The sequence below is a fragment of the Streptomyces sp. YKOK-I1 genome (assembly GCF_054660435.1).
Genome location: NZ_BAAGDR010000001.1, coordinates 534,294 through 548,423, shown reverse-complemented (window position 1 = coordinate 548,423; position 14,130 = coordinate 534,294). Strand labels below are relative to the sequence as shown.

Annotated in this window: 15 protein-coding genes and 3 pseudogenes; 11 read left to right on the top strand and 7 right to left on the bottom strand. The window is 67.3% G+C overall.

Annotated features, from left to right (window positions below):
* Window positions 1–105 precede the first annotated feature (105 nt).
* Window positions 106–699 (top strand): annotated as a pseudogene (locus ACYQ8Q_RS02555) (transposase); the annotation flags it as partial.
* Between the two features lie 20 nt (window positions 700–719).
* Here ACYQ8Q_RS02555 and ACYQ8Q_RS02550 read toward each other — a convergent pair.
* Window positions 720–896, bottom strand: a complete 177-nt coding sequence (locus ACYQ8Q_RS02550) for a hypothetical protein (protein ID WP_460061414.1) — start codon at window positions 894–896, stop codon at window positions 720–722.
* Window positions 897–932: 36 nt separating this feature from the next.
* Between ACYQ8Q_RS02550 and ACYQ8Q_RS02545 the strand changes: the two genes are divergently transcribed.
* From ACYQ8Q_RS02545 to ACYQ8Q_RS02530, 4 genes and pseudogenes are all read left to right on the top strand, one after another.
* Window positions 933–1,523 (top strand): Mu transposase domain-containing protein, encoded by a 591-nt coding sequence (locus ACYQ8Q_RS02545; protein ID WP_460061411.1) that lies wholly within the window; start codon window positions 933–935, stop codon window positions 1,521–1,523.
* A pseudogene (gene istB, locus ACYQ8Q_RS02540) lies at window positions 1,520–2,143 on the top strand (IS21-like element helper ATPase IstB); the annotation flags it as partial. The gene ACYQ8Q_RS02545 and the pseudogene istB, both read left to right, overlap by 4 nt.
* A gap of 143 nt (window positions 2,144–2,286) precedes the next feature.
* The gene (locus ACYQ8Q_RS02535; RefSeq protein ID WP_460061409.1) at window positions 2,287–2,823 is read left to right on the top strand and encodes a hypothetical protein; all 537 of its coding nucleotides are present in this window, start codon (window positions 2,287–2,289) and stop codon (window positions 2,821–2,823) included.
* Window positions 2,824–2,826: 3 nt separating this feature from the next.
* The gene (locus ACYQ8Q_RS02530; protein WP_460061407.1) at window positions 2,827–3,129 is read left to right on the top strand and encodes a hypothetical protein; all 303 of its coding nucleotides are present in this window, start codon (window positions 2,827–2,829) and stop codon (window positions 3,127–3,129) included.
* A gap of 35 nt (window positions 3,130–3,164) precedes the next feature.
* Here the strand turns inward: ACYQ8Q_RS02530 and ACYQ8Q_RS02525 are convergent, their stop codons facing one another.
* The 4 genes from ACYQ8Q_RS02525 to ACYQ8Q_RS02510 all read right to left on the bottom strand — a co-directional run bounded on the left by ACYQ8Q_RS02525 (window position 3,165) and on the right by ACYQ8Q_RS02510 (window position 6,594).
* Entirely contained in the window at window positions 3,165–3,557 is a 393-nt protein-coding gene (locus ACYQ8Q_RS02525; RefSeq protein ID WP_460061405.1) for a hypothetical protein, read from the bottom strand.
* Between the two features lies 1 nt (window position 3,558).
* Window positions 3,559–4,806, bottom strand: a complete 1,248-nt coding sequence (locus tag ACYQ8Q_RS02520; protein WP_460061402.1) for a tyrosine-type recombinase/integrase — start codon at window positions 4,804–4,806, stop codon at window positions 3,559–3,561.
* Between the two features lie 412 nt (window positions 4,807–5,218).
* Window positions 5,219–5,533 (bottom strand): helix-turn-helix domain-containing protein, encoded by a 315-nt coding sequence (locus ACYQ8Q_RS02515; RefSeq protein ID WP_316784810.1) that lies wholly within the window; start codon window positions 5,531–5,533, stop codon window positions 5,219–5,221.
* A complete protein-coding gene (locus tag ACYQ8Q_RS02510) occupies window positions 5,530–6,594 on the bottom strand; it encodes a tyrosine-type recombinase/integrase (protein WP_460061399.1) in 1,065 nt (354 codons plus the stop codon). Before ACYQ8Q_RS02510 ends, ACYQ8Q_RS02515 begins: the two co-directional genes overlap by 4 nt.
* 146 nt (window positions 6,595–6,740) lie before the next feature.
* On the opposite strand from ACYQ8Q_RS02510, the pseudogene ACYQ8Q_RS02505 reads away from it, so the two are divergent.
* Window positions 6,741–6,890, top strand: a pseudogene (locus ACYQ8Q_RS02505) (ATP-binding protein); the annotation flags it as partial.
* Between the two features lie 34 nt (window positions 6,891–6,924).
* Here ACYQ8Q_RS02505 and ACYQ8Q_RS02500 read toward each other — a convergent pair.
* On the bottom strand, window positions 6,925–7,299 hold the full coding sequence (locus ACYQ8Q_RS02500) for a hypothetical protein (protein WP_460061397.1): 375 nt from the start codon (window positions 7,297–7,299) through the stop codon (window positions 6,925–6,927).
* On the opposite strand from ACYQ8Q_RS02500, the gene ACYQ8Q_RS02495 reads away from it, so the two are divergent.
* From ACYQ8Q_RS02495 to ACYQ8Q_RS02485, 3 genes are all read left to right on the top strand, one after another.
* Entirely contained in the window at window positions 7,286–7,819 is a 534-nt protein-coding gene (locus tag ACYQ8Q_RS02495) for a recombinase family protein (protein WP_460061394.1), read from the top strand. The two genes, ACYQ8Q_RS02500 and ACYQ8Q_RS02495, sit on opposite strands and share 14 nt — an antisense overlap.
* The gene (locus ACYQ8Q_RS02490) at window positions 7,816–8,538 is read left to right on the top strand and encodes a hypothetical protein (RefSeq protein ID WP_460061393.1); all 723 of its coding nucleotides are present in this window, start codon (window positions 7,816–7,818) and stop codon (window positions 8,536–8,538) included. Before ACYQ8Q_RS02495 ends, ACYQ8Q_RS02490 begins: the two co-directional genes overlap by 4 nt.
* A gap of 311 nt (window positions 8,539–8,849) precedes the next feature.
* The gene (locus ACYQ8Q_RS02485) at window positions 8,850–9,605 is read left to right on the top strand and encodes a class I SAM-dependent methyltransferase (RefSeq protein WP_384432826.1); all 756 of its coding nucleotides are present in this window, start codon (window positions 8,850–8,852) and stop codon (window positions 9,603–9,605) included.
* 326 nt (window positions 9,606–9,931) lie between these two features.
* Here the strand turns inward: ACYQ8Q_RS02485 and ACYQ8Q_RS02480 are convergent.
* Window positions 9,932–10,751 (bottom strand): IS5 family transposase gene (locus ACYQ8Q_RS02480; RefSeq protein ID WP_460061391.1). Its coding sequence is split into 2 segments (ribosomal slippage): window positions 9,932–10,408 and window positions 10,410–10,751, totalling 819 coding nucleotides; the frame shifts between segments, so codons are not numbered across the junction.
* Between the two features lie 979 nt (window positions 10,752–11,730).
* On the opposite strand from ACYQ8Q_RS02480, the gene hppD reads away from it, so the two are divergent.
* Both hppD and ACYQ8Q_RS02470 read left to right on the top strand, forming a co-directional pair.
* On the top strand, window positions 11,731–12,936 hold the full coding sequence (hppD, locus tag ACYQ8Q_RS02475; RefSeq protein WP_460061388.1) for a 4-hydroxyphenylpyruvate dioxygenase: 1,206 nt from the start codon (window positions 11,731–11,733) through the stop codon (window positions 12,934–12,936).
* A 517-nt stretch (window positions 12,937–13,453) separates the two neighbouring features.
* Entirely contained in the window at window positions 13,454–14,128 is a 675-nt protein-coding gene (locus tag ACYQ8Q_RS02470) for an MmyB family transcriptional regulator (RefSeq protein WP_460061385.1), read from the top strand.
* Window positions 14,129–14,130 lie beyond the last annotated feature (2 nt).

The window sequence follows — 14,130 nt, the reverse complement described above, 5'->3', positions numbered from 1 at the left end:
TCCCCACCCGCGTACGGATGAAAAGGGACAGTTGTTGATGCGTTCAGGCCTGCTGCTCGGCACTCTGCTGCTTGGTCGGTGAGAGGCGGCGGAAGGCGGTCGACGATGGTCCTGAATCCGCATCGATGGTTGGAACTGCGGCGCTTCCGGAGTCTGTTGGAGTCCGGGGCGATCAGCCTCTCGGAGGTGGCCCGGGAGACCGGGCTGGACCGGAAGACGGTCCGCAAGTATCTGTCGGCACCAGGTCCGGCATCCCCGCCGCGCAGGTCGCCGAACGGGCGGTCGAAGGCGAGGGTGATCGACGAGTTCGCGCCGCTGGTGGACTCGATGCTCCGGGCAGAAATCCTGATGAAGGCTGCGGTGATCCACGAGCGGCTGACCGCGGAGTACGGGTTCACCGGCAACTACCAGAGGGTCAAGCTCTACGTTCAGGAGGCCCGGCCTCGCATCGCCGAGGAACTCGGCATCACGCCGACGGAACTCGCTGGCATGCACCGCCGCTTCGAGGTCATCCCCGGCGCCCAGGCCCAGGTCGACTGGGGCGACGAGGGCAAGATCCTCGCCCACATGGGCATCCCGAAGGTCTACTCGTTCCACATGACGTTGTCGTACTCGCGCGACCCGTTCTGCTGCTTCACCACCAGCCAGGACCTCCAGACGTTCTTCGACTGCCACCGCCGCGCGTTCGCCCACTTCGGTGGGGTGCCGATGACGATCGTCTACGACCGCACGAAGACCGTCGTCCGCCGCCACGTCGCTCCGGGTGAGGCGGTCCCCTTCACCCGGAAGCGGTCGGGTTCGCCGGCCACTACGACTTCGACATCGACGTCCTGGCGGCCTACTGCCCCACCGGCAAAGGACGCGTCGAGCGCCAGGTTCTCATCGTCCGCGACCACGTCCTGTCCGGCTGGTCCTTCTCCTCCGTCGAGGAGATGGACGCCGCCTTCACCACCTGGGTCCCGCAGCGACGGGCTCAGGCCCACCGGACGCACCAGCAGATCATCGGAGAGCGGGCGGCCCGCGACCACATGGCCCTCAAACCGCTGCCGGAGACTCCGTATCTGGTGGCTGAGCGGCACCTGCGGCCGGTCGGCAAGGACTGCCTGGTCGCCTTCGGCAGCAACCTCTACTCGGTGCCCGCCCACAGGGTCCGACCGCGTCAGCTGGTGGAGATCAGGGCCACGAAGTCGCAGGTCATGCTGCACTCCACCATCGCGGACAGCAACGGCGAGACACTGCTGGCCACCCACCCGCGGGCGATCGGCCGCGGCGTCCGCGTCGTCGAAGAGGCCCACTGGGAAGGCCTGCCCACCGGCAAGGGACGCCGCACCACCACCGGCGAGGTCCTGCCACAACCTCGCCACGAACGTCCACGGGGCGAGGAGGCCGGACCTCTGCAGGCACTGCTGAACCGGGCCGCGGCCACCCATATCGAGGTCGGCCGCCGTCCTTTGTCGGTCTATGACGAGCTGACCGGAACCCGTCCCTTCACCACCCGTCCGAGCACGAGGGAAACGTCTTGAGCGAGCTGGTCTCCACCCGCATCCGCAACACGGCCGGCAAGCTCGGCCTGCCCCACCTGGCCGAAACGATCAACGAGTACACCCGGCGGGCAGACGAGGGAAAGATGGGCTACCTCGACTTCCTCGACCTGGTCCTATCCGAGGAACTCGCCGTCCGCGACGACCGCCGCTTCCGCCAGGGCCTGCGGCTCTCCCGGCTGCCGCACCACAAGACGCTCGACGAGTACGACTTCTCCTTCCCGCCCGACCTTGACCCACGCAAGGTCAAGGACCTGGCCACCCTCTCGTTCGTCGACGGCAAGGCGAATGCCGCCCTGCTCGGGCCGCCTGGGGTCGGCAAGACGCACATCGCCGTCGTGCTCGCGGTCGCGGCCTGCCGGGCCGGCTACTCGATCTACTTCACCAGCCTCGACGACATGGTCCGCAACCTCAAAGCCGCCTAGGCTGCCGGCCGTCTGACGAACAAGCTCGGTACCTACCTGCGGCCCAGCGTTCTCGTCGTCGACGAGGTCGGCTACCAACCCCTCGAACGAGCCGGGGCGAACCTGGTCTTCCAGGTCATCTCCAAGCGCTACGAGAAAGGTTCGATCATCCTGACCTCGAACAAGACCTTCAGCAAAGCGCACATGTTCCGGCGAACCTGTGCCAGGCAGCGCCGAAACAGGGCAGGTTCCCGCCTTGTGGTCAATCGGCCCGTTCATGGGGTAGTCGGCCGTGAATACTCAGTACCCGCAGAACACGTGGACATGGAACCCTGTCCCTCATGAGCGAGCCGACCCCCTACGACCATGACCGATCCGCGTACTCCCGTGAAGGACTGGCCCGGCTCGTACTTGCCGACCACGCCACAGAGGTGGCGGACAGCGCCGCCGGGCTGGTGGGTACTCGAAACGATGTTGATACCGGACTCGCCGGTCGCGTCAGCCAAGCCCGACAGCTCATCGAACTAGCTGAGCGGACTCTGAACTCGGCCGTCGTCTACGAAGTCGAACGCGGCAGCTCCTGGGCACAGGTCGCGGCCTACCTGGATATCAGTGCTGAAGAGGCCCGAGAGCGGTACACCCCCGCTGTCCAAGCGTGGAACACCGCATTCGAGGAGCCGTATCGGTTGGACGAAACGGGCCGCAAGCGCATCCCCCAGCTGCCCACCGCGGCATACGATCCCAACTGGGCATGCACTCAGCTGGACCGTTGGGCCTTCCTGCGGCATGTCGGGATCGACGACAGGCAGGCCGTCAGCGCTGGCCTCGTCATGGCCGACGCTGCGGACGAACCCGTACCGGCAAAGGACGGGAGCTGAGCGATGGCACTCTTTGGACTCGACGCCGAACGGGCCATCCGGCTCTCGGCCTTGACCGACGAGCTCCGCCCCCTGCTGGCGACGGGCACGGAGATGTCAGCGATCCAGTCGATGCTCAGCGCGCGTGGCATCGGCGTGATGGACTCCATCATCGTCACCCGCGAGCTACTGGGCGCTGGGCCGGGAGACCTTGGTCTGGCAAAGACGCTGGTCCTCGCCACTCCGGCGCGCAATGGCGAACGGGATCAGCACCACGCACTTGTCGACGAACTGCTCGTGGCGCTCGACGTGGTCGACCAGGCCTGACCACATTCCGAGGCAAGGCCGGGTCTGACGCGAGGTCACGGTTGCGTCGGACTCTGGGCTTTACGAGCGATCCGGAAGTCACGGTATTCGTCGCACACAATGCCCTGATTGACCCAGCGTCCGGGATCCGCTCCGAGCTCCTGAACGGCCACCTGGAGGGCTTCCTCGGGAGTCGCCAGGACGGCGATTTCCCGTCCCCAGCTCTCTTCGTCCGGGTCCAGGGGCGGGAACTCGGTGACGTCGTGGAAAGTGTCGGTGCCGGTGTCCACGACTTCGCTGAGATAGACGGTGACGCCCGAGCGGTTGGGGCTCATGGCAATCCAGCGAACGCCTTGGCGGCCGTCGCGCTCGATGCCGCCGAGGAACTGCTCGATCTCCTTCCCTCGGTGCAGTGCTCCAAGGGCGAACACGGGCGTCAGGTGTCGCACCTCAGTGTCTCCGTTCACGCTGTTCGGGGAGGCGTCCAGCCTCGACATGGTCGGCAAGGTAGATCATGACGCCTTCGGGGTCCATGCCGAGGACCGCGGCGACGAGCTTCGGGTCGAGGGTGTTCACCAGGTCGGCCAGACGGGTGCACCGCAGCGTCCGGGGCGGAACACCGCAGGGGTCCATGATGTGACTGACATAGGCGGTCGAGGCCGCGGACTGGCCGGATTTGGTGATCTTCGTGACGATCACGTGGGGGTTGTCGGTGCGCTGGCTCTCGCGGTGGGCCAGACAGCGTTGCAATACCGACCAGCTTGCCGGGTCCATCGGCACCGGATGCGGGCGTTTGCCCAGTTGGACGGTGCGGTTGATCGGCTCGATGTCGTCCACGCGCAGGTTTCGCACTTCGCTGCTGGAGGCCGCGTGCAGGAGGGCCAGCATTCCGAGGAAGGCCTCGTGGGGGTGGGCGTCGGTGGTGGTGGTCCAGCGGCGGAACAGCTGGCGCTGCTGGTCGACGGCGACGGTGGCGCCGCTGAACCCGTACGGGCCTTTCGCCTTCAGACCGCGGGTGGGGTCGACGAGGACGACTTTGCCAGAGCGGGCGAAGCGGAAGTACTGCCGCAGCACGGTCAGTCGGCGCTGGCGGGCTTTGGGCCGGGTGGCCAGGAACGCTTCGATGTCGTGGACGTCGGCCAGGGCCCAGTCGAGTTTGCCGCGCTGGTCGGCCAGGAAGCGGGCGAGGTCGCGGACGACGGCCAGGGCCGCCTCGATCGTGATGTCGGCGCGCGGCAGGGTCCCGGCGCGCAGGGCACGTTCACGTGCTCGCAGCAGTGCGTCGGAGAACGCCTGGATCTGGGGCCGCAGCGGCAGCGGGGCGGCTTCGATACGGCGTCGGCGGCGGCCGGCCGCTAGCTGGTCGGCGTGATTGGTCGGCAGCGCCAGGGCGCGCTGGGCGAAGAAGTCCTCCAGCGCGCGAGCGAGGGAGCCCATCGAGCGGCCGGGGCGACGAGCACGCTCCAGGAGAGCCTGCGGATGATTGGGGTGTTCGTCCTCCAGGAGCCGACCGAGAGCGCTGATCATGGTGCAGGCCCGGCTGGCGCAGTGCCGGGCGGCGAGGTGGCCGGCGAAGTCGCCCAGCCACGGCGGTGGGTCGGTGAGGCGTTCTTGCAGGTTGGCGGCGGTGATGAACGGCCGGTCGGGGTGCTTTTGCCAGCAGGCCGAGCACAGTCCCAGTCCGGCATGGCGTCGCACCTGGCCGCACCCGGCGCACGCACGCGGTGGCTGCTTGGGCTGGCGGACGCGTGAGCAGTGGCCGCACCAGCCGGTGGCGGTCTGCAGGAAGCCGGGCCGCTGGCAGCGCGGGCAGGTCCGTTTGGCGGCGACTCGCTCGGCTTCCCGCCGACAGGCCCCGCAGCTGGTGGCGGCCGGAGAGCGCACCGGCCGACCGCAGGTGGTGCAGGTTCGCGAGCAGTTTATGCACCGTCCGGTGTCTTTCTGCAGGACCCGTGACTTTCGGCAGGTCGGGCAGGGTGTTCGGGCGGCTTCGTCCTTGAGCCGGGCGGTGCAGCGGCAGCAGTAGTCCCGGCCGATGATCCCGACCGACGCCCCGCAGCCGACGCAATCCCGCTGTCGCATGCCCATCGTCGCTCCGTCCCCGTTCGCGTCAGATCGGAGGCATGGACCGGCCGGTGGCTGAGGCGGCCCGGGGCAGCTCTGCTGCTGGTCGGGCGGGGGTGGCGGGGCGTTGGACGGGGGTGGTGTCGACCTCGATCAGGTCGTTGGGGGTGCATTCGAGCGCGGTGCACAGCGCGGCCAGGGTCGACATCTTCACCTGCGAGGGCTCCTTGGTGAACAGCGCCGACACCGATGCTGAGGACAGCTCCAGGCCGGCCCGTTCGGCCAGGAGCCGCCGCAGTTGGGCGCCGGTCCAGACCTCGCGCTGGGCGGCGGCGATCCGCAGCTTCCACTTGATGTTCACGACGTGGGATCCTCTCCGGTGAGCTCGCTGAGGGTGCTGGTCACCGCACGGCGATAGGCGTCCTCGATGAACGTGGCCGAGGGCCGGACGTATCGCATGGTTGAACTGACGGTCCAGTGACCGAGGAGTTGCTGGATGGCCACCAGGTCCACGCCGCGTTCGTAGTTGTGGGTCGCGCAGGCCCGGCGCAGGGCATGCGGGCTGAAGCGGACTGCGGACGGGCGGCCTTCGAGTTCCATCAGATAGCGCAGCCGGTTGCGGACGGTGCCCTGGTGGAGGTGGCCGCCGGACTCGTCGGCGAACAGCGCGGGCGAGTCGGGGAACTTGCTGCGCACGTCGTCCAGGAACCAGTGCAGGACCAGGTCCAGCTGGTCGAGCATGGGCACCCAACGCGGCCGCGGCCCGGAGGTGTGGGCGCCCTTGCCGAAGCGCACGTGCAGTTTCCCGAACGGGCCGCGGTCGAAGTGGACATCGGGGCGGTCCAGGCGCGCTGCCTCGTCCGAGCGCAGGCCAGCGTGATACAGCGTCCGGAACAGCGCATAGTCGCGGGCGGCGGGTGCGTACTTGCGGGCGGTGGCGATGCGGGCCTTGAGGAAGGCGAAGAACTCCTCGACGCGCTCCGGGGTCGGTGGCGGCAGCAGAGCTGGCGAGTCGTCGCCGACATGGCGCGAGGCGTTGAACTCGTCGACCGGGCAGACCAGCCGGATCCCGAACGCGGCCTCGATCTCCACGGCCTTGCGGGCCTGCAGGAACCGGTGGAAGCCCTTGAAGATCTGGACATAGCCACGGCGGGTGGACGGGGCACGCCCGTCCACCGCCAAGCCGCCGACCACGCGGTCGATGTCCTCAGGAGTGACGTCCCAAGCGGGCCGGCCCAGGGCTTGCAGCGTCCGCTCCAGCAGGCCGGTGTCGTTCTCGATGGTCACCGGGCTGAACCCGCGGGCCCACCAGGAGGCCACGAACGCTTCCACGCATAACGCCTGGAACTCCCACGGGTCCAGGGCAGCTGGCAGGTCAGGGACTGCTCGGCCCTCGATCACCCGCAGACGCGACTCCACCATCGGGCACACCTTCCTCGCACCTGATGAATGAAGGTAGCGCCTTCAAAAGCATGCTGTCAGCGAGACAATCAAAGAGACGCCCAGGACCCGCCTACGGCCAGGTGGCAGGGCAGACTGCCCGCAGGGAACAAGTGCAAGCCCCAGTTGAATGGGGCCAGGTCTTCGGCGACGAGGTCCTCGCCACCGCCATCCTCGACCGGCTCCTCCACCACTGCGAAGTGATCTCCATCAACGGCCCCAGCTACCGGCTCAAGAACCGCCTCAAGGCGATCGAGCGAGAGAACGACGTGGCCTGACAACCCACGTCGTTTTCGGCGGCCGAACACGTGATCAGTTGTTGATCACCGGCTGAAAGATCTCGGAGAACTCGCCGTTCTCGATCAGTCCGGCGATCACGCCGGTCATGCTGTCGATGCCCGGATCCCTCACGATCAGGCCGTCCGAGACCCAGAAGTACCGGCCCCCGAGTGCCTCGTCGGTCCCTGCCCAGAGTTTCATCAGGCGCTCGACTTCCGCGACGGTGAACACGGTCGCGGTCCAACGAGAGCCATCCTCCAGAGTCACGAAGACATCGACGTTGCAGACCTCGTCCAAGTCCTCGCCGTCGCTGGGCAGGAACGACGCCTCGAAACCCTCCATACGGACCCGATACCAGGGCTCGTCCCACCCTCGCTCGATCGGTTCAGACGATGTGCTGCGGCTCATCGCGCGAGTGTCCCTGGTCGGGACGTCGATCTCAACCGAGATCCCTGCTGAACTGCCGCAACCCGAGACCAGAGCTGGGGACGTTCGTCCGTACGCAACTGGGGAGAAAAGTCCGTACGCCGACAACAGCCTCCAGGACCTCATCAACATGGTCACCGCACTGCGCGAACGCGGCATCGGCTTCACGTCGCTGCACGAGAACCTCGACACCACCACCCCCGGCGGACGGCTCGTCTTCCACGTCTTCGCCGCCCTGGCGGAGTTCATCCGCGAACTCATCGTCCAGGGCACCCGCGAGGGCCTGGCCGCCGCCCGCGCCCGCGCCCGCGCCCGCGTCGGCGGACGCCCCACCGTCGCCACCCCGCAGGTCATCCGCGCCGCCCGCGACCTGCTGCCCGACCCCGGACGCTCCATCACCTCGATCGCCAAGCTCCTCGGCGTGAGCCCCGGCACCCTCTACAACCACATCCCCGACCTCACCGAACTGCGTGCATCGGCCCGGACGGGGATCGACGCATGACCTCGATGGCGACCCACGTCTACGTCGTGACGCACAGTGCCACTCATGTCGGGAAGGTCGGGATCGGAGACCTGGACTCCGCAAGGATCGATGAGCACCGGAGGCGGGGCTGGCACCTGTACCGCGCCGTACTGCTGCCTTCCCGGCAGGCAGCGGACCAAGTGGAACGGTCCGTCAAGGCGCAGCTCAAAGCCGACGGGGTGGCCGGGCGTATGCCGGCGGAACGAATGCCGCAGGGCGGCCACAGTGAAACCGTGGACCTCGACGAGGTGTCGGCGGCGGAACTGTGGGACTGGGTGGTTGCGGCGGCTGGTGAGGTGCAAGACCAGGCGGACCTGTCCCGGGTGGTGCTGTTCCTGGCCCGCATGGACGGCGCCCGCGTCCTCGTTGTCGGGACGGACGAGCCACTCGGGCCGTCCAAGGGGAGCCCCGAGTGTGCCAACGGAGAGGTGCTCGCTGCCGAGAGATGGCTGGTGTACTCGGCGAACATGACCGCAGCCGCGTCTGAGACCGCGCTGCGAGGTCTCAGACGATGGGCGGCCACGGCCGGTGCGACCCAGACCGAAGCGATGCGCACCGCTGACTGGCCGGTGCCCCTGATCCGCAACGTCTACATGCTGAAGGGCCCGGCAGATGATGAGTTCAAGCAGGCACGCATAGCGGTCGGGGTGCCGCTGCACCCGATCTTGGATGACGATCCGGACGAGGACGACGAGTGACATCCGGCGGCTCACGGCCCCGGCCGGACGTCAGTACCGGCACGCGGAAGAAGCTGTTGCCGGCCTCCCGTCGCCGCTGCCCTCACAGCCACGTTGCACCGTGGGCCACGGATAGGAGCCCGGGGCCGATTACGGACGCGGCACCCACCCCGGCCGGTGCCCCCAACCTGCACGGACAGCCCGCATACGGCACCGGCTCGTGCGTCGTCCTGACGACTGGCTTTGACCGTGAAAACCATTGGTGCCCGGCTTGCTCCGCTGATGGACTGACGTCCTACCGCGAGTCTGCCCGCGTGACGGAGGTAGTGGTTGTGACAGGTTATGGCGTGCTTGCCGAGGTGTACGAATGGCTCATCTCGGATGCAAGGTTGCCTCCAGCCGAGTTCGCTGCGTCGTTCGACGACGTCCTCAGTCTCCTGCCGTCGAACGCTCACGTCCTCGACTGTTCGTGCGGAACCGGACAGCTGGCGGTTGGCCTCGCCAGTCGTGGCATGCAGGTTGTCGCAACTGACGCCAGCGAGGCGATGGTTCGTCGGACTGCAGAGTTGTCTGAGGAGTTCGGGGCATCCGTCCGGGCCTTACGGGCGAGCTGGGAAGAGTTGCCCGACCATTTCCAGGACAACACGTTCGACATGGTGTTCTGCGTTGGTAACTCGCTTCACCATGCCACGGGCGCGACAGGCAGGGGTGCTGCTCTGGAGTCGATGTCACGGCTTCTGCGCCCTGGCGGGCGCTTGGTACTCACATCCCGCACTTGGGAACTCGTGAGGGCCAGAGGTTCCCGGCTGGAGATCGGTGACCGACTCGTCCGCCGGAACGGTCGCGATGCCGTCGTGGTCTACCGCTGGGAGATTGCGCCGCATTGGGAGGAGGAGCACCACATCGAGATTGCGATCGCGCAGGTTGATGCGACCGGGTTGGTTCTTGTCCGCTCGGAACTGCTGTCCTGCTGGCCCTACCGGTACGAGGAACTCGAAGTCGATCTGCACCGGGTCGGACTTCAGACGGAACTGAGCACGTTCGATCTTGAGGCCGAGAACTACATGGTGGTCGCGAGCAAAGTATAAGCACCGGACTCTCAGTCCCTGGCCGGACCGCGCGGTTGCTCGCAGGACGACGGCGCCCTCTCATCAGTGCGGGTTCAAGTGGTCAACCAACACGCCCGCACCCGGGCCGAGGCCCACCGCACCGCCCTCGAAGTCTCCGGGCAGCTGGCCTTCGAGCTGTAGACGAACCCAGCAAGATCAATCTCACCGGGATTTCCTATACCTCAACTACTCACACCCGGGACGGGCCTCCCCGATGCGCTCGGCGGTCTTGCCGACGCCGGTCGAGTAGGGGTGCCGGTAAGAGCGCTGGCACCAGCCGCAAATGACACCCTTTAGACCGTGTCCTACGTGGTGAGGCGGACGAGGCGCTTGTAGCAGCAGATGGCGGCGGCGAGTCCGAGGAAGGCTAGGTAGTTGCAGGGATCCCGTTCATAACGGGGGCTGAGCCTGCGGTAGCCGGACAGCCACGACATGGTGCGCTCGATCACCCACCTGCGGCGGCCTAATCGCTCGCTGGACTCGATGCCTTTGCGTGCGATCCGGACTCCGATGTGCTTGCCGCGTAACCATTTCCGCAGGTCGGCACGGTCGTAGGCTTTGTCCGCGTGCAGGCGCTGGGGCTTGAAGCAGCGGCCGCGGTGGGGGTCGTGTCTCGTTTGGTGACCCTCGACCATGGGCTTCAGGCCTTCGCTGTCATGGGTGTTGCCGGCCGAGACGCCGACGAGAAGGGGCAGTCCGTTCGCGTCCGACAGGATGTGCATCGTGGAACCCGGCTTGCCGCGGTCCACGGGGCTCGGACCTGTATGTTCGCCCCCTTTTTTTAGCCCTGACGTGAGCGGTGTCGAGGACCACGCGGGTGACATCGACGAGGCCGACGTCGTCGAGCCGGTGCAGCACAGCTTCGTGGAGGCGGCCCCAGACGCCGGCCCGGGACCAAATCAGGAAGCGGCGATGCGCCGTCGACTTAGATATCCCGAAGCAGGGCGGCAGTGACCGCCAGGCGCAGCCGCTGACCAGGACGTAGACGATGGCCGCGAACACCGTCTCATCAGGCGTGTCCTGCGTCCCTCCACCCTGCGGCCGCACCCTCGACGCAGGGATCAGCGGCTTCGCGATCTCCCACAGCCCGTCCGGAACAATCACCCCGCCCCATGCCCTGGACAACGACGCCTCACCACATAGGACACGGTCTTAAGGGTCTTCGGATCTCCGTCGTGCCCATCGCGCCGACTGCCAGCAAGGGCATTACGGCAGCTGCGCTGGAGGGCCTCAGGGAGACGTCACGACTTGCTGTGCTCCCACTGATCGATCCAGAGAAAGGTGACTGTGCAACGGGGCGTCCCGGTCGGCGACGCGGCGCCTTACCGCAGTGATCTGAGCGGCAGTTTCCGTGATGCGCTCACTGCGGCAGCGTTGGCGACCGGGGGCCGTGGTCCGTTTTCGAGGGAGTGATCCAGTGGCGCGCTGGGGAGGATCCGCAGTGACGTTGTGGTTGGGGACGTGCCGATACAGGCAGCCGGACGAGGGAGGGGGGGCTGTATGCGGTGCGGGGAAGGAAGATCTAAGAATCTGTACCAATGTGCCAAGAAGCCTCTGCAGACCTATCCTCGTAGTGCTGAAGATGCCTGGCAAAAGCGCAGGTCAAAGCGATGCTCAAGAGACACCTAGCGCCTGTGGTCACAGCCGATTGGCCGCTGGTCCTGCTGACCAGGGTCTTTGTGGACGATTTCCAGGTTCCGTGGACGGAGAACCCCTGCACCCGTCAGCCGGTCGAGGGCGTCGGCGAGCGCCACAGCGGCCGGCCCGCACTCGTGTGCCAGCCGGTCCATTTCCGCGATTGCATTCCTGCGGTCGGTCCCTGACACCCGTCCGTGACGCCGGGTAGCGGCCCGGCAACGCGCGCAGTTCTTCGGCCTCGACGTCGGCCGAGCGGATCTCGGCAAGTCGATGTCATGCGAACTCAGCGACCACCCTCAGCCATGACGATCATCACTTCAGCTAGGCAGATTGTATATATGAGACGGCCTTGAGCGAGGCAGGCTGAGCAGCCTGAACAGCTCGGAAGGCGACTCTTGTGCAGTCGAGGCGACCCGGTGTGTTCTACCGCCACGCGCTGGAGACACGCACACCGAAGGGATGACGTATGAGCATCGAACAGACCCTCACCAGCCAGGAGCGCCTCGCGGACCTCGACCTGCAGCAGCTCAGGCAGCTGGTCGGGCTCGTGGAGTACGACGCCGACGGTGACCCCTTCCCGGTGACCGGGTGGGACGCGGTGGTCTGGTCGGTGGGCAACGCGACGCAGGCCGCGCTGTACTTCCAGATGGTCTTCGGCATGGAGCTGGTCGCCTACTCCGGTCCGGAGACCGGCAACCGCGACCACCACGCGTTCGTGCTCCGCTCCGGGGCGATCCGGTTCGTGCTCAAGGGCGGCGTCGACCCGGACAGCCCGCTGCACGACCACCAGCGCCGCCACGGCGACGGCGTCATCGACATCGCCCTCGAGGTCCCCGACGTCGACAAGTGCATCGAGCACGCCCGCGCGGAGGGCGCGACCGTGCTGGAGGAGCCGCACGACGTCACCGACGCGCACGGCACCGTCAGGATCGCGGCCCTCGCCACGTACGGCGACACCCGCCACACCCTCGTGGACCGCTCCCGCTACACCGGCCCGTACCTGCCCGGCTATGTCGCCCGGACCTCCGGCTATGTGAAGCCCGAGGGCGAGCCCAAGCGCGTCTTCCAGGCGCTCGACCACGTCGTGGGCAACGTGGAGCTCGGGAACATGGACGAGTGGGTCGACTTCTACAACCGCGTCATGGGCTTCACCAACATGGCCGAGTTCATCGGCGACGACATCGCCACCGAGTACTCGGCGCTGATGAGCAAGGTCGTCGCCAGTGGCAACCACCGGGTGAAGTTCCCGCTCAACGAGCCGGCGGTCGGCAAGAAGCGTTCGCAGATCGACGAGTACCTCGACTTCTACCGCAGTCCCGGCGCCCAGCACCTCGCCCTCGCCACCAACGACATCATCAGGACCGTGGACACACTGCGGTCCAAGGGCATTGAGTTCCTCGCCACGCCGGAGAGCTACTACACCGACCCCGAGCTGCGCGCCCGGATCGGCAAGGTCCGCGTGCCCATCGAGGAACTCGCCTCGCGCGGCATCCTCGTGGACCGCGACGAGGACGGTTACCTGCTGCAGATCTTCACCAAGCCGATCGGTGACCGGCCCACGGTGTTCTTCGAGTTCATCGAGCGCCACGGCTCGCTGGGCTTCGGAAAGGGCAACTTCCAGGCCCTGTTCGAGGCGATCGAACGCGAGCAGGAGAAGCGCGGCAACTTCTAGGACCCGTAAGGGTCGTGATGGCGCGGCGGGGCCGCCGATCCCGGCACGCAGCCGCACCCCGAGCAGGACCTCTCTGCCGACCGCACCCGATGTGGACGAGTCGGCCGGCAACAGCGTGTGGACCACCCCGTCGAGCTGGACGGTGCTCGCCCTAGAAGTGCTGGACCCGCCTGCTGCGGAACTCCAGGCCGTCGCGGAAGGTGACGGAGTGCCGGACCGTGCCGCCGAAGGTCTCCTGTCCGGGCAACGCGAAGATGCGGCTGCGGAGAGCGCGCGATGTCGCGCAGCGCCTCCGGCAGTCGATGTCTGGCCGGTCGGCAGTTACGGCGAGACGGCCGACGGCGGCCCGGTGGCGAGTGGGTCGTCCGTCGGCCTCGCATCCAGGTCACGCCACAGTTGTGGCCAATTTCAGCCGTCAACGAGCACGGAATGCCACGGTAGTTGACACCTCCTGCCCCCGGGCAGCAGGATCGGGACGCCGCGTGAAGGCGGCACGGGCAAGAGGGGTGACCTCCCGATGGCGTTTCAGGCAGGAGGGCAGCGGTTGGTACCGCGGCCCGTCCCCGACACTCTCGAGGCCCAGGCGTATCTGCAGGACTACGCCACCTATCTGGAGGCCGTTCCCTTCCCGTCCGTGGTCCTCGACCACCGCTGGGACGTGGTCCTGGCCAACACCGCTTTCGAGACTCTCTTCTCCGGCGTGAGCCCGCACCCCACAGCCTTGCCCTGGGACAACTTCCTGCGATTCGTTCTCTTCCACCCGGACGCGTCGTCCGTCCTCGCGGACCACGAGTCAGGCTGGTGCCTGCCGATGCTCGCCTGTTTCTCGGCGGCAGTGGAGCGGCACGGGCACGACGCCGGGCTTCAGGCCATTCGGCGGGAGATCGCGCAGGACCCCATCATGGAGGCCGCCTACCGGCAGGGTCTGCCGCACTGGATCCGCGCGGTGGGCGAGGTCGCCGTGGAACTCGACGGGGCGGTCCGCTCGCTGCACCACCCCGACGCCCGCCGGGGCGACACCTGGTGTCGTGTCGTCGTCGAGACCCCGACGGCCCTCCTGGACATGGGATACAGGCGGCTGACGCTGGTGCTGCGCGAGCCGCGCCCGATGCCCGCGCCTCGCGGAACCCGTCGTACCTCGACGCGACGCACAGCGGGCCACCTCAGCGTGGTCCCCGCCTCCCGGGTCTGACC